At 32.3% G+C, this 15015-nt stretch carries 16 protein-coding genes, 5 tRNA genes and 1 pseudogene; 21 read left to right on the top strand and 1 reads right to left on the bottom strand.

Annotation, left to right across the window (positions count from 1 at the left end; translation table 11 throughout):
* Nucleotides 1-8 precede the first annotated feature (8 nt).
* Nucleotides 9-2834, bottom strand: coding sequence for an excinuclease ABC subunit UvrA (gene uvrA / locus BLV71_RS02775; RefSeq protein WP_093869060.1), 2826 nt, complete (start codon nt 2832-2834; stop codon nt 9-11).
* A 106-nt stretch (nt 2835-2940) separates the two neighbouring features.
* On the opposite strand from uvrA, the gene BLV71_RS02770 reads away from it, so the two are divergent.
* The 21 genes and pseudogenes from BLV71_RS02770 (at nt 2941) to rplJ (ending at nt 14998) form a co-directional block, all read left to right on the top strand.
* On the top strand, nt 2941-3168 hold the full coding sequence (locus tag BLV71_RS02770) for a PspC domain-containing protein (protein WP_176974334.1): 228 nt from the start codon (nt 2941-2943) through the stop codon (nt 3166-3168).
* Complete coding sequence (locus tag BLV71_RS02765) at nt 3168-4169, top strand: potassium channel family protein (protein ID WP_093869059.1); 1002 nt, start codon at nt 3168-3170, stop codon at nt 4167-4169. Before BLV71_RS02770 ends, BLV71_RS02765 begins: the two co-directional genes overlap by 1 nt.
* Nucleotides 4169-5068, top strand: coding sequence for an SDR family oxidoreductase (locus BLV71_RS02760; RefSeq protein ID WP_093869058.1), 900 nt, complete (start codon nt 4169-4171; stop codon nt 5066-5068). Before BLV71_RS02765 ends, BLV71_RS02760 begins: the two co-directional genes overlap by 1 nt.
* A 93-nt stretch (nt 5069-5161) precedes the next feature.
* On the top strand, nt 5162-6742 hold the full coding sequence (locus tag BLV71_RS02755; RefSeq protein WP_093869057.1) for an alanine/glycine:cation symporter family protein: 1581 nt from the start codon (nt 5162-5164) through the stop codon (nt 6740-6742).
* 15 nt (nt 6743-6757) lie between these two features.
* Nucleotides 6758-7660, top strand: a complete 903-nt coding sequence (locus BLV71_RS02750) for a ComEA family DNA-binding protein (RefSeq protein WP_093869056.1) — start codon at nt 6758-6760, stop codon at nt 7658-7660.
* A gap of 22 nt (nt 7661-7682) precedes the next feature.
* Nucleotides 7683-8849: an acyl-CoA dehydrogenase family protein gene (locus BLV71_RS02745; protein ID WP_093869055.1), complete on the top strand. Its 1167-nt coding sequence runs from the start codon at nt 7683-7685 to the stop codon at nt 8847-8849.
* Nucleotides 8850-9027: 178 nt separating this feature from the next.
* Nucleotides 9028-9225, top strand: coding sequence for a 30S ribosomal protein S21 (gene rpsU / locus BLV71_RS02740; RefSeq protein WP_093869054.1), 198 nt, complete (start codon nt 9028-9030; stop codon nt 9223-9225).
* A 94-nt stretch (nt 9226-9319) separates the two neighbouring features.
* Nucleotides 9320-9670 carry a site-specific integrase gene (locus BLV71_RS18980; RefSeq protein ID WP_369813893.1) on the top strand — a complete coding sequence of 117 codons (351 nt, stop codon included), beginning with the start codon at nt 9320-9322 and terminating at the stop codon, nt 9668-9670.
* On the top strand, nt 9657-10211 hold the full coding sequence (locus BLV71_RS18975; RefSeq protein ID WP_369813892.1) for a tyrosine-type recombinase/integrase: 555 nt from the start codon (nt 9657-9659) through the stop codon (nt 10209-10211). The genes BLV71_RS18980 and BLV71_RS18975 overlap by 14 nt, the downstream gene beginning before the upstream one ends.
* A gap of 13 nt (nt 10212-10224) precedes the next feature.
* Nucleotides 10225-10534: pseudogene (hpf, locus tag BLV71_RS02730) on the top strand (ribosome hibernation-promoting factor, HPF/YfiA family).
* 96 nt (nt 10535-10630) lie between these two features.
* A tRNA-Thr gene (locus tag BLV71_RS02725) sits at nt 10631-10704 on the top strand.
* Between the two features lie 34 nt (nt 10705-10738).
* Nucleotides 10739-10821: transfer RNA gene (locus BLV71_RS02720), tRNA-Tyr, on the top strand.
* Nucleotides 10822-10890: 69 nt separating this feature from the next.
* Nucleotides 10891-10963: transfer RNA gene (locus BLV71_RS02715), tRNA-Gly, on the top strand.
* A gap of 11 nt (nt 10964-10974) precedes the next feature.
* A tRNA-Thr gene (locus BLV71_RS02710) sits at nt 10975-11047 on the top strand.
* Between the two features lie 72 nt (nt 11048-11119).
* A complete protein-coding gene (tuf, locus tag BLV71_RS02705) occupies nt 11120-12307 on the top strand; it encodes an elongation factor Tu (RefSeq protein WP_093869053.1) in 1188 nt (395 codons plus the stop codon).
* Nucleotides 12308-12374: 67 nt separating this feature from the next.
* Nucleotides 12375-12447, top strand: a tRNA-Trp gene (locus BLV71_RS02700).
* A gap of 53 nt (nt 12448-12500) precedes the next feature.
* On the top strand, nt 12501-12692 hold the full coding sequence (gene secE, locus BLV71_RS02695; RefSeq protein WP_093869052.1) for a preprotein translocase subunit SecE: 192 nt from the start codon (nt 12501-12503) through the stop codon (nt 12690-12692).
* 2 nt (nt 12693-12694) lie between these two features.
* Nucleotides 12695-13243 (top strand): transcription termination/antitermination protein NusG, encoded by a 549-nt coding sequence (gene nusG / locus BLV71_RS02690; protein ID WP_093869051.1) that lies wholly within the window; start codon nt 12695-12697, stop codon nt 13241-13243.
* Between the two features lie 67 nt (nt 13244-13310).
* Nucleotides 13311-13748, top strand: a complete 438-nt coding sequence (gene rplK / locus BLV71_RS02685; protein WP_093869050.1) for a 50S ribosomal protein L11 — start codon at nt 13311-13313, stop codon at nt 13746-13748.
* A 20-nt stretch (nt 13749-13768) separates the two neighbouring features.
* Entirely contained in the window at nt 13769-14461 is a 693-nt protein-coding gene (gene rplA, locus BLV71_RS02680; RefSeq protein ID WP_093869049.1) for a 50S ribosomal protein L1, read from the top strand.
* Nucleotides 14462-14482: 21 nt separating this feature from the next.
* Nucleotides 14483-14998, top strand: a complete 516-nt coding sequence (rplJ, locus tag BLV71_RS02675) for a 50S ribosomal protein L10 (protein WP_093869048.1) — start codon at nt 14483-14485, stop codon at nt 14996-14998.
* Nucleotides 14999-15015 lie beyond the last annotated feature (17 nt).

Below are 15015 nucleotides of genomic sequence, written 5' to 3'. Positions count from 1 at the left end.
TTTTGACTTTATTTTTTTAGTTCTTTCTTTAAAAATTTAGCGGTATAACTCGTTTTATGTTTAGCTACTTTTTCTGGAGTTCCAGATACTAATATTTTTCCACCACCTTTTCCACCTTCCATACCAACATCAATAATATAGTCGGCAAGTTTTATTACGTCTAAATTGTGTTCAATAATTAAAACCGTATTCCCTTTGTTGGTTAGTTTATTGAGTACTTCCATTAAAACACGAATATCTTCAAAATGTAAACCGGTAGTAGGTTCATCTAAAATATAAAAAGTATTTCCAGTATCTCTTTTTGAAAGTTCAGAAGCTAGTTTTATACGTTGTGCTTCTCCACCTGATAATGTGGTAGATCGTTGTCCTAAGGTAATGTAGCCTAAACCAACATCTTGAATAGTTTTTAATTTACGATGTATTTTCGGAATTAATTCAAAGAAATCAACTGCTTCATTAATTGTCATTTCTAATACATCAGAAATAGATTTTCCTTTGTACCTAATCTCCAAAGTTTCTCTATTAAAACGTTTTCCTTGGCAGGTTTCACATTCTACATGTACATCAGGTAAAAAGTTCATTTCAATAACACGAACACCTCCACCTTGACAAGTTTCACAACGACCTCCTTTTACATTAAAGCTAAATCGTCCAGGTTTGTATCCACGGATAGATGCTTCAGGTGTTTTAGCATATAAACTTCTAATTTCACCAAAAACCCCAGTATAAGTTGCAGGGTTTGAACGTGGTGTTCTACCTATCGGTGATTGATCAATATCAATTACTTTATCTACATTTTCTAACCCTTCAATTTTTTTATAAGGCATAGGTTTTTTTACACCTCTATAGATATGCGCATTTAAAATTGGGTATAATGTTTCATTAATTAAAGTAGATTTTCCACTACCTGAAACACCCGTAACACAAATCATTTTACCTAAAGGAAATTCAACAGAAACATTTTTTAAGTTATTTCCAGATGCTCCTGATAATTTTATGGTTTTTCCATTCCCTTCTCTTCTTTTAGTAGGAACTTCAATTGTTTTTCTTTTAGATAAATAATCAGCAGTTAGGGTTTTGTGAGATTTTAAATCTTCAAAAGTACCTTGACTTACAACTTCTCCACCATGCCTTCCTGCACCAGGACCAATATCAAATACAAAATCGGCATGTTTAATCATATCTTCATCATGTTCAACTACTAAAACAGAATTTCCAACATCACGAAGTTTAATCAATGAGTTAATTAGTTTTTCATTATCACGTTGATGAAGTCCAATACTAGGTTCATCTAAAATATATAAAACACCAACCAATTGAGATCCTATTTGTGTAGCCAAACGAATACGTTGCGCTTCACCACCAGATAAAGATTTTGAGGTTCTATCTAAGGTTAAGTAATCTAGACCAACATCTAATAAAAATTGAATTCGAGTTCGGATTTCTTTTAAAATTTCAGAAGCAATTTTTAGTTGTTTTTCACTGAACTCACTTTCTATGTTTTTAAACCAATTAGCAAGTTCAGTAACATCCATTTGTGCTAAATCACTAATGTTATTATTAACAATTTTAAAATGTAAAGCTTCTTTTTTTAATCGTTTTCCTTCACAAACGGAGCAAGAAACTTCGTCCATAAAACCTTTGGCCCATCTTTTAATAGAGGAACTGTCGGTATCCTTATATTGGTTTTCAATAAAAGCAACGATCCCTTCAAAATCTATTTCATATTTTCGTGTAACACCAGCAGCTTTCGATTTAATGGTAAATGATTCCTTACCACCATTTAAAATAATGCCTTTTGCTTCTTTAGGTATTTTATTAATTGGATCAGTTAGTTTAAATTGATAACGTTCAGCAATGGTTTGAAGTTGTTTAAAAATCCAACTGTTTTTTTGTTCTCCTAAAGGAATAATACCTCCATTTTTAATTGAAATACTATCATCTGGAATTATTTTTTGAAAATTAACTTCATTAGTTATTCCCAAGCCATTGCAATAGTTGCATGCACCTTTTGGTGAGTTAAATGAAAATGTATTTGGCTCAGGGTTTGGATATGCAATACCAGTTGTGGGGCACATTAGTTCCCTACTAAAATATCTAGGTTTATCATCGTCAATATCAATAACCATTAATATGTTATTGCCAGTGTATAAAGCGGTTTTAATGGTTTCTTCTAAGCGTTTTTCAGCAGCGTTGCTAATGGGTAGTCTATCTATAACAACTTCTATATCGTGTGTTTTATAGCGATCAAGCTTCATTCCTTTCTCAATCTCACGAATTTCTCCATCAACTCGAATTTTAACAAAACCTTGTTTAGATATTTGTTCAAACAACTCACGGTAATGACCTTTTCTAGATTTAATTAATGGAGCAAGAACAGCAACTCGTTTTCCATCGAAATCTTTTAAAATTAAGTTTTTTATTTGGTCGTCAGAATAACTAACCATTTTTTCTCCTGTGTTAAAAGAATATGCATCAGCAGCACGTGAAAACAACAAACGTAAAAAGTCATAAATTTCTGTAATAGTTCCAACTGTTGACCTAGGACTTTTATTAGTTGTTTTTTGTTCAATAGAAATAACAGGAGATAAACCATCTATTTTATCTACATCTGGACGTTCTAATCCACCTAAAAATTGGCGAGCATATGCAGAAAACGTTTCTATATATCTTCGTTGTCCTTCAGCATATATGGTATCAAAAGCTAATGATGATTTTCCACTTCCACTTAAACCAGTAATTACAACTAGTTTTTCTCGAGGAATTTTAACGTCAATGTTTTTTAAATTATGGGCTCTTGCTCCATAAACTTCGATATATTCTTGCTCTTTCAAAGTGAGTTATTTACAGAAAAAAGCAAATTTAAGCAATACTTATGTATTTTAGTTTACTAGATATAAACAAAATAGTATCTTGCAGTTAAAACAGAAAAATAGTATAATGAGAATAATCCATTCAACACGACATTTTTTTGAGAGAAACGGATTTTATGTATCATCGCGTTTAGCGGATAGATTAGGTATGAGAGCTGTAAATGTTCGATTATTTTTTATTTATATTTCTTTTGTTACTATCGGTCTTTCTTTTGGCTTGTATTTAACTTTAGCGTTCTTGTTAAGGTTAAAAGATATGATTTACACTAAAAGAACTTCGGTTTTTGATTTATAATGAATACGATATTTCAATCACGTTTATATAAAGCTGTTTTATTCTCCATATTAATTTTATTAGTAGGAGTAGGAGGGTATTGTTTTTTGTTTGACTATTCTTTTGTGGATGGTTTGTATATGACAATTATTACTATAACTACTATTGGTTTTGGAGAAGTACATCCGTTTGGAACTGGAGAAAAAATATTTACAATAGGGCTTATTTTATCTAGTTTGTTTATTTTCGGATATGCGGTATCTTCATTTTCAGAATATTTAATAAGTGGCCAGTTTTTTCATCAATTAAAAATTAAAAAAGTGCAAAAAAAAATAGAGAAGTTGAAAGGACATACTATTGTTTGTGGTTATGGCAGAAATGGACGTCAGGCTATAGCTAAATTAAAAAGTTATAAAAAAGATTTTGTAGTAGTTGAGCAAAATCAAACAATAATACAACGATTAGATAACGATGGTGTACTAAATATTGAAGGAGATGCAACAACTGATGAAACTTTGATAAAAGCAGGAATTTTAAATGCTAGTAATTTAATAACAGCTTTACCTTCTGATGCCGATAATTTATTTGTAGTACTTACTGCTAAACAATTAAATAGAAAGTGTAAAATAATAAGTAGAGCTTCTAAAGAAACTTCGTATAGTAAATTAAAAATAGCAGGTGCTGATAATGTTATAATGCCAGATAAGTTAGGGGGTGCCCATATGGCTTCATTGGTAGTAACACCAGATGTGATAGAGTTTGTAGATCGTTTAACTATTGAAGGTGATACGACAGCTAATTTGGAAGAGATAGCAATTAATAATTTGCCACAAGAATATATTGATAAAACTATTTTAGATTTAGATTTAAGAAAGCAAACAGGTTGTACTGTTATAGGGTATAGAACTTCTGAAAAAGAATATATTATTAATCCTGATGCTTCAGTAACACTAAAAGCGGGTGCTAACTTAATTGTTTTAGGAAGGCCAGAACAAATAACAAAATTAAGAGAGTTGTTTTAATGAAAAGAGTTGTGATAACAGGAAGTAATGGTTTACTTGGTCAAAGTTTGGTTAGTTTACTATTAAATGAAAAAGATAAATATAAGGTAATAGGTTTTTCTAGAGGGGATAATAGGAGTGGGAGAAATGATTTTGAATATGTTTCGATTGATATAACAGATGAAATGTTATTGAAAGAAAAACTGAAAACCTATACTCCTGATGTTATTATTAATACTGCAGCAATGACAAATGTTGATGCTTGCGAAGATAATAAAGAAGAATGCGATAAACTTAATGTAGATGTAGTTCATTTTCTTAAAGAATATGCTGAAAAAACGAATGCTCATCTGATTCATTTATCAACAGATTTTATTTTTGATGGTGAAAAAGGATATTATAAAGAAACTGACGACCCAAATCCTTTAAGTTATTATGGAATGTCAAAGCTTAAGTCTGAAGAATTGTTAACTTCTTCATCAGTACATTACACAATTTTACGTACAATTTTGGTGTATGGAAAGGTATTCGATATGTCTAGAAGTAATATTGTGTTATGGGTTAAAAAATCTTTAGAAGAAGGGAAGGAAGTAACTATAGTTAATGATCAATATAGAATGCCAACCTATGTTGAACCTTTGGCGTTGGCTTGCAAATTAGCTATTGATAAAAAAGCAAAAGGAGTATTTAATGTGTCTTCCAAAAAACTATTAAGCATATATGAAATAGCTATGGAGATTGCTGAGGTGTTTGATTTAAACAAAAACTTGATTAAGCCTATTTCAACTCAAAGTTTAAATCAAAAAGCATCAAGACCAGCTAAAACAGGCTTTGATTTAAGTAAGAGTATTGAGCAATTAAACTTTGTACCAGAAAATTTCAAACAAGATTTACAAAACTTTAAAGAAAAATTAACTTAAAAACTACATTTAACGCATAAAAGTTGGCAAAACTTCAATTTTTTAAGATATTGCAATCCACTAATTCAAAAAAACTAACTTATAATTTATATTATGAAGAAAAAACTTCTAGCATTATTAATGTTAATAATGCCAATGTTAACTTTTGCACAAGAGAAAGGACTAGCAGAAAAGATAAATGAAGGTTTTAAACCTGTTGCAGATGCTTGGGGAAGCATTGTTTTTTATCCAGTAAAACTAGGTGGAGGAGTTGAAATGCCTTTGGTTATTATTATGTTACTTTCTGCGGGTTTAATTTTTACGATTATATTCAAGTTTGTAAATATTCGATTATTTCCTACATCAATTAATATAGTAAGAGGGAAGTATGATGATGTTGATCACGCTACTTCTGGTGTTATGGCAGGAGACCCAACTCCAGGAGGTGATGCTATTGAAACTATTAGAGTTGAAGGCAATGAAGGTGAGGTGACCCATTTTCAAGCGTTAACAGCTGCTTTGTCAGGAACTGTTGGTTTAGGTAATATTGCAGGGGTTGCAGTAGCTTTATCATTAGGAGGTCCTGGAGCTACTTTTTGGATGATTGTTGCTGGTTTATTAGGAATGTCGTCAAAGTTTGTAGAGTGTACTTTAGGTGTTAAGTACCGTGATGTAGGTGAAGATGGAACTATTTATGGAGGGCCAATGTATTACCTTAAAAAAGGTTTAGCTGATGTTGGTAAAAGTGGATTAGGTAAAGTGTTAGCTGTGGTATTTGCAGTTATGGTTGTTGGTGGTTCGTTTGGTGGTGGAAATATGTTCCAGGCTAATCAAGCAGCTCAACAATTTGGAAGTATGATTGGATCTAACGATTTATCTACAGCCTTAATTTTTGGTATTATTATGGCAGTTTTAGTAGCTGTAGTAATTATCGGAGGAATTAAAAGAATTGGAAATATTACTGAGAAGATTGTACCTTTTATGGTAGGAATATATTTTTTAGCAGCAGTTATAATTTTAGTTGCTAATTTTTCTAAAATAGGAGATGCTTTCGGTCAAATTTTTGATGGAGCATTTAATGCTAAAGGTATTTCAGGTGGTTTACTTGGAGTGCTAATTATTGGTTTTCAAAGAGCTGCATTTTCAAATGAAGCTGGAGTAGGTTCAGCTGCGATTGCACATTCAGCAGTAAAAACAAAATATCCTGCATCTGAAGGGTTGGTTGCTCTATTAGAGCCTTTTATTGATACTGTGGTGGTTTGTACAATGACAGCATTAGTAATTATTATTACAAACGGAAATGGTGATATAATGACATATGGAGTAAAATCACCTGATGGAGTTTTAGCTACTTCTAAGGCCTTTGCTTCTGTATTACCATGGTTTCCTTATATTTTAACAATAGCAGTTGTGTTATTTGCTTTTTCAACTATGTTGTCTTGGTCATACTATGGGTTACAAGGATGGATGTTCTTATTTGGTCGTTCAAAAGCGTCTGATTATGCATATAAAATCTTATTTTGTTTATTTGTAATTATAGGTTCAGCTGCGAGTTTAGGTGCTGTTACTGATTTTTCTGATGCAATGATATTTGCAATGGCAGTTCCAAATGTGATAGGATTATGCTTCTTGTTCCCTAAAGTTCGTGAAGAGTTATCTAAGTATTTGAAAGCTATCGGAGTTATGAAAGCTTAAAATATTCCATATAAAATGAAGTTATTCAAATCCCATTTCTGGTATACTAAAAGCCAAAGAAATGGGATTTTCTTTTTAATAATTCTTATTGTCCTGTTGCAAGCTATATATGTATTTGTAAATTTTCATGAAGAAGAAACTGAAGATTTAGATAAAAATGAATTAGCAGTTTTTTTTAAAGAAATAGATAGCCTAAGGGAAGATAAACTTAAAAAGAAAGGACCTAAGTTATATCGGTTTAATCCTAATTATATTTCTGACTACAAAGGGAGTAAATTAGGAATGTCTATAGATGAAATAGATAGATTACATGAGTTTAGAAAAAGAGGAAGATTTATAAATTCAAAAAAGGAATTTCAACAAGTAACAAAAATATCGGATAGTTTATTTTTTAAAATAGCGCCTTATTTTAAATTTCCTGATTGGGTAACTAAGAGAAATCTGAAAAAAAGAAATGACGCTGAAAATATAAGCAGATCTAGTGCGAAGCAAAAAGAATTTGAAGAGGTTATTAGGTTCTCAAGTATTGATATAAATAAGGTCACATTAAGAGATGTGGTGAATTGTGTGGGGGATCAAGAGTTAGCTCAAAAATTATTAAATTATAGAAGTAGAATACAAGGGTTTACTTTTGTGTCACAATTAAACGAAGTTTCTGGAATTAAGGACAATGTTGTAAGAAAACTAAGGAGTACTTTTAAAATACTACATAAGCCGAAAATATTAAAAGTGAATGTAAATACAGCTACATTTAAAGAGGTTTTAAGAAATCCGTATATAGATTATATACTTTGTAAAAAAATATTTGATTATAAGGAGGAAGTTGCCGAAATTCAAAACATTGCTGAATTGAAAAATATTAGCGGTTTCCCATTAAAAAAATACGCTAGAATAGTCTTATATTTGGAAGCGAAATAAACAACAACTAATTATAAAATCAATGAATAGTATGTACTTTACTGAAGAGCACGAATCTTTTCGTCAAAGTTTTAAGGACTTTTTACAAAAAGAAGTTGTTCCTCATATAGATAAATGGGAAAAGGATGGGACTGTTGAACGTTTTATTTGGAAAAAGTTTGGGGAAATGGGCTACTTTGGTTTAAACCAGCCTGAAGAATATGGTGGATTAGGTTTAGATCTTTTTTATACGGTAATCTTTTTAGAAGAATTACAGAAAATTAATTCTGGAGGTTTTGCTGCAAACATGTGGGCTCATGCATATTTAGCCATGACGCATCTTAATAAAGAAGGAGATGATAGAATTAAAAAAGAATATTTAACACCAAGTATTGAAGGTGATAAAATAGGGTGCTTATGTATTTCTGAACCTTTTGGAGGAAGTGATGTTGCAGGAATGCGTACAACAGCAATAAAAGATGGAGATAATTTTGTGATTAATGGATCAAAAACATTTATAACAAATGGTGTTTACTCTGATTATTTAGTAGTTGCGGCAAAAACAAACCCTGAAGCAAAACATAAAGGGATGAGTATTTTTGTTGTAGATAGAAATGTACAGGGAGTTTCAGCTGTTAAACTAGATAAATTAGGATGGAGAGCATCTGATACCGCTGAAATAGCATTTGATAATGTTATTGTTCCTAAAGAAAACTTAATGGGAGAAGAAGGTTCTGGTTTTTCTTATATTATGCAACATTTTGCTTTAGAACGTTTGATTATGGGTATAAATGCGCATGCCAGATCTGAATATGCTGTAGATTATGCATTGCAATATATGAATGAAAGACAGGCATTTGGTAAACATTTAAATGAATTTCAAGCATTGAGGCATAAAGTTGCTGAAATGGCAAGTAAAGTTGATATGTGTAAAGAGTATAATTACTCAATCACAAAGCGATTAAATGATGGCCAATATGTAGTGAAAGAAGCAAGTATGAGTAAGTTACTTTCTACAAAGATGGCTGATGAGGTTATATACGATGCTTTACAGTTATTAGGAGGGTATGGTTATATGGAGGATTATCCAATGGCAAGACTTTTAAGAGATAGTCGTTTAGGTCCAATAGGAGGTGGTACTTCTGAGATTTTAAAAGAGATTATTGCAAAAATGATTATCGATAAAAAAGAATATAGACCAGCAACCTAGTAGGTACTGTATTTTCAAAATTATAATAGTTTTTTATAAGTAATTCTAGTGAAGAAAGTGTTGATGATGAATAGTTTGAAAATAATTCACAAAAGATAATTGTATTTCAAAATTTGTTTTTATTTTTGCAGTCCTAAAAATAAAATTTAGAGACAGACATGAAGGGAGGTGCAATTATATGTTAATCATTCCAGTAAAAGAAGGAGAGAATATTGATAGAGCGTTAAAACGTTACAAACGTAAATTTAGCAATACTAAAACAATGCGAGAGTTACGTAATAGGAAGCAGTTTACAAAACCTTCAGTAGCTAATAGAGCTCGAAAAATAAAAGCATCTTATGTTCAGCAGTTAAGAACACAAGAAGAAATAGGATAAAAAAATCCTTAAATAAATAAAGTCCCGTATTATTTTAATACGGGACTTTTGTTTGTGGTAAACATTGGTTAAATTTGAGGATATACATTTATTTATGCTAGTAACATCGTTTTTGGAGTATTTAGAGTTTGAAAAGAAATATTCTAAACATACCATAATGGCTTACGAAAACGATTTGATAGCGTTTAAGGAGTTTTGTATAGAGAATTATGAAGAAGATGATTTAACGAGTATTCACTATCGTGAAATAAGAAATTGGATTGTAGATTTGGTGAATGGAGGTGTTTCGAATAGAAGTGTTAATCGGAAGGTGAGTTCATTAAAGTCATTTTATAATTTTCTGCAAAAAATAGAAGAAATTGATATAAATCCATTAGCAAAACATAAATCATTAAAGGTTCAGAAAAAAAATCAATTCACCTTTTACGGAGTTGGAAATAAATAATGCAATAAATTTAATAAAAGAGAAAGATGATTTCGAAGGATTAAGAGATAGGTTAGTTGTTGAGTTGTTATATTCAACAGGTATAAGGAGGGCGGAATTGATTAGTCTTGAAGAAAAAAATATCGATTATGTTAATAATACTATAAAAGTTTTAGGTAAGAGAAATAAAGAAAGATTAGTTGTTTTATTGCCATTTGTAGTGGAAACTATTGATAGTTATTTGATTAAGAAAAAAGAACTGTCGTTAACAGATGATGGTGGTTATTTATTGATGACGAAAAAGGGAGGTAAAATATATGAAACACTTGTTTATAGAATAATAAATTCGTACTTTAGTAGGGTGTCTACAAAAGGAAAAAAGAGTCCGCATGTGTTAAGGCACGCCTTTGCTACGCATTTATTAAATAATGGTGCATCGCTGAATTCGGTTAAAGAATTACTAGGGCATTCAAGTTTAGCCTCTACCCAAGTTTATACGCATAATAGCTTGGAAGAAATGAAAAAAGTGTTTAACATGGCTCACCCTAGAGGAGCTGATTAAAAATTGAAAGATTATGAAGGTATTTACACAATCTGTTAACTTCACCGCCGACAAGAAATTAATTGACTATATAGAGAGGAAAATAGGGGGCTTAGAAAAGTTTCATGATAAGATTGTTGATGCAGAGGTGTTTTTAAAAGTGCAAAAAACAAGTGAGAAGGAAAATAAAATTACTGAAGTAAAAGTTAATATACCAGGAAGTGAGTTGATGTTTAAAAAAACAATATAAAACCTTTGAAGAGGGTATTAGTGTTGCGATTGAGTCGTTAAAAAGGCAGTTAAAAAAATCAAAAGAAAAGGATAAAGATTTTTTAGTGCTATAAAAATGAAAAAATTTTCAAAAAAAGTTTTAGAAAATCAAAATTACTTTATACATTTGCAGTCCGTTAGAAATAGCGGATTGTTTTTTGCAATAAAAAGCCGATGTAGCTCAGCTGGCTAGAGCAGCTGATTTGTAATCAGCAGGTCGTGGGTTCGAGTCCCTCCATCGGCTCAATTAAAGTTCATTAACATAGTACAATTAAAATGGGGAGATTCCAGAGCGGCCAAATGGGACGGACTGTAACTCCGTTGTCTTACGACTTCGCAGGTTCGAATCCTGCTCTCCCCACTTTTTAAAACTGATTAATTGATATATTAAGCTTCAATTTTTAATCGTCAATGAAAGGTTTTAAAATCCGCGAGAGTAGCTCAGTTGGTAGAGCGTCAGCCTTCCAAGCTGAATGTCGCCGGTTCGAACCCGGTCTCTCGCTCTAATTTCCAAGCCGGTGTAGCTCAGTTGGTAGAGCGCATCCTTGGTAGGGATGAGGTCACGGGTTCAAATCCCGTCGCTGGCTCTTTTAGAGTATTTTAAAATAGGTTTTAAAGTAACACTAAATATATTTAACTAAGAATAAAAATTAATAATCATGGCAAAAGGAACTTATGATCGTTCGAAACCGCACTTAAACGTAGGTACTATTGGTCACGTAGATCACGGTAAAACTACTTTAACTGCTGCAATTACTAAGGTTTTAGCAGATGCAGGATATTCAGAAGCAAGAGCTTTTGATCAAATAGATAATGCTCCAGAGGAGAAAGAGAGAGGTATTACAATTAACTCTTCTCACGTAGAGTATCAAACAGCTAATCGTCACTATGCTCACGTTGATTGTCCAGGTCACGCCGATTATGTAAAGAACATGGTAACTGGTGCTGCACAAATGGATGGAGCTATCTTAGTAGTTGCTGCTACTGATGGTCCAATGCCACAAACTCGTGAACACATCTTATTAGGTCGTCAGGTAGGTATTCCACGTATCGTTGTTTTCTTAAACAAAGTTGACATGGTTGATGATGAGGAGTTATTAGAGTTAGTAGAAATGGAAGTAAGAGAATTATTATCTTTCTATGAATATGATGGAGATAATGGTCCTGTAGTTTCAGGTTCTGCTTTAGGAGCTTTAAATGGTGAAGAAAAATGGGTTAATACAGTTTTAGAATTAATGGAATCTGTAGATACTTGGATTGAAGAGCCACCAAGAGATACTGAAAAAGATTTCTTAATGCCAATTGAAGATGTATTCTCAATTACAGGTCGTGGTACTGTTGCTACTGGTCGTATTGAAACTGGTATCATCAATTCTGGTGACGCTGTTGAGATTATTGGTATGGGAGAAGAGAAATTAACTTCTACTGTAACAGGTATTGAAATGTTCCGTCAAATCTTAGATAGAGGTGAGGCTGGAGATAACGCTGGTATCTTATTAAGAGGTATAGCTAAAGAAGATATTAAAAGAGGAATGGTAATCTGTAAGCCAGGTTCTGTAACTCCACACGCTAAGTTCAAAGCTGAGGTGTATATCTTAAAGAAAGAAGAAGGTGGACGTCATACTCCATTCCATAACAACTACCGTCCTCAGTTTTATGTACGTACTACTGATGTTACTGGAAACATTAACTTACCTGATGGAGTTGAAATGGTAATGCCAGGAGATAACTTAACAATTACTGTTGATTTAATCCAACCAATTGCATTAAACTTAGGTTTACAGTTCGCTATCCGTGAAGGAGGTAGAACAGTTGGTGCTGGTCAGGTAACTGAAATTTTAGACTAATTTTAAGGTCTTAAATATATAAAATAAGGAGTCTCTTTAAAAAGAGAGGCTCCTTTTAAAATGAAATACGGGTTTAGCTCAGTTGGTAGAGCACTGGTCTCCAAAACCAGGTGTCGGGGGTTCGAGTCCCTCAATCCGTGCAAAACTAAAACGAGTTACAGGTTTTTCTGTAACTCGTTAAAAGGATAAAATCATGAATAACTTTATACAATACATTAAAGATTCTTTTGAAGAATTAAATACTAATATGACTTGGGTATCTAGAGAAGAGGCTCAAAAGTCAACGGTAGTTGTAGCTGCATTTACTATAGTTTTTGCATTAGCTGTAGCAGGAATTGATTGGGTTTTTCAAACAGGGTTAGATAACTTCTTTAAAAGGTTTTAATAATGGCTGAGTCAGTGATGAAGTGGTATGTTGTTAGAGCTATTGGTGGTCAAGAGAATAAAGTGAAAACTTATATCGAAACTGAAATAGCACGTCATGGTTTATCTGATTTTGTAAGTCAAGTAATTGTTCCGACAGAAAAAGTTATTCAAGTAAGAAATGGAAAAAAAATAAACCGTGAAAGAGTTTATTTTCCAGGGTACATAATGGTTGAGGCTAACTTAGCTGGAGAAGTACCACACATAATAAAATCAGTAACTGGAGTTATTGGTTTTTTAGGTGAAACTAAAGGAGGAGATCCTGTGCCTATGAGAAAATCAGAGGTAAATAGAATGTTAGGTAAAGTAGATGAGTTATCTGTAAAGGATGAAAATATTGCAATACCATATAACGTAGGAGAAACTGTAAAAGTAATTGATGGTCCTTTTAATGGATTTGATGGTACAGTTGAAAATGTAAATGAAGAAAAGCGTAAGCTTGAGGTAATGGTTAAGATTTTCGGAAGAAAAACACCATTAGAATTGAATTACATGCAAGTAGAGAAAATATAATTGTTACAACCTATATTTTGATTTGTTTTTAGCTTCCACTTTTAAACAAATCGTTAAATCTTAAACAATGGCAAAAGAAGTAAGTAAATTAGTAAAACTACAAGTAAGGGGAGGTGCAGCGAATCCGTCGCCACCAGTTGGACCCGCTTTAGGTGCTGCCGGTGTTAACATCATGGAGTTCTGTAAGCAGTTTAATGCACGTACACAGGACAAACAAGGTAAAGTATTACCTGTTGTTATTACTGTTTATACTGACAAATCATTTGAATTTGTAGTAAAAACACCACCAGCTGCAGTACAATTATTAGAAGCGGCCAAAATTAAGAAAGGTTCAGGTGAACCTAATAGGAAAAAAGTAGCAAAAGTTTCTTGGGATCAAATTCGAGGAATTGCAGAAGACAAAATGGTTGATATGAATGCCTTTGAAGTTGAATCTGCAATGAGAATGATCGCTGGAACAGCTCGTTCTATGGGATTAACAGTAACGGGCGATGCTCCTGCATAAACTTAAAAGAGATTTAGAAAATGGCAAGATTGACTAAAAAACAAAAAGAGGCTCACGCTAAATTAGATAGCTCTAAAGTTTATAACTTAACAGAAGCATCAGCTTTAGTAAAAGACATTACAAATGTAAAATTTGATGCATCTGTAGATTTAGCAGTACGTTTAGGAGTAGATCCTCGTAAAGCTAATCAAATGGTTCGTGGTGTTGTAACATTACCACACGGAACAGGTAAAGATGTAAAAGTTTTAGCATTAGTTACTCCAGATAAAGAAGCAGAAGCTACAGCAGCTGGTGCAGATTATGTTGGATTAGATGAATACCTTCAAAAAATTAAAGGAGGATGGACAGACGTTGATGTAATAATCACTATGCCTAGTGTTATGGGTAAATTAGGTCCTTTAGGTCGTATTTTAGGACCAAGAGGTTTAATGCCTAACCCTAAAACTGGTACAGTAACAATGGATGTATCAAAAGCAGTAACAGAAGTAAAAGCTGGTAAAATTGACTTTAAAGTTGATAAAACTGGTATCGTACATGCTGCAATCGGGAAAGTATCTTTTGATGCTAAAAAGATTGAAGAAAATGCAAACGAGTTATTGCAAACACTTATTAAATTAAAGCCAACAGCAGCAAAAGGAGAGTACATAAAAAGTATCTTTATGTCTTCAACTATGAGTCCTAGTGTTGCTATTGATGAAAAATCTTTATCATAAGGCAGTTAAAACTTTTTAATCATGACTAGAGAGGAAAAATCACAAGTAATAGAAGATTTAACAGCACAATTAGCAGATACTAATACCATTTATTTAGCAGATATATCTGGATTAGATGCTGTTACTACATCAAACTTACGTAGAGCTTGTTTTAAAGCGAATGTACAGTTATCTGTTGTTAAGAATACATTGCTTTCAAAAGCAATGGAAGCTTCTGATAAAGAATTTGCTGAGTTACAAGATGTATTAAAAGGTAATACTTCAATGTTAATTTCTGAAGCATCTAATGCTCCAGCTAAGGTTATCAAAGAGTTCAGAAAAAAATCAGATAAGCCTTTATTAAAAGGTGCATATGTTGAAGAAGCAGTTTATGTTGGTGATGACCAATTAGACGCTCTTGTAAACATCAAATCTAGAGAAGAACTTATTGGAGATATTATCTCATTATTACAATCGCCTGCTAAAAATGTTGTTTCAGCATTACAATCAGGTGGTAACAAACTTTCAGGTATTCTTACAACGTTATCTGAAAAATAATTACGCGCACTAATAAA

Origin of the sequence: Tenacibaculum sp. MAR_2010_89 (assembly GCF_900105985.1) — a bacterium.
Lineage (GTDB): Bacteria > Bacteroidota > Bacteroidia > Flavobacteriales > Flavobacteriaceae > Polaribacter > Polaribacter halocynthiae.
This window is presented reverse-complemented; position numbering and strand designations above follow the sequence as displayed.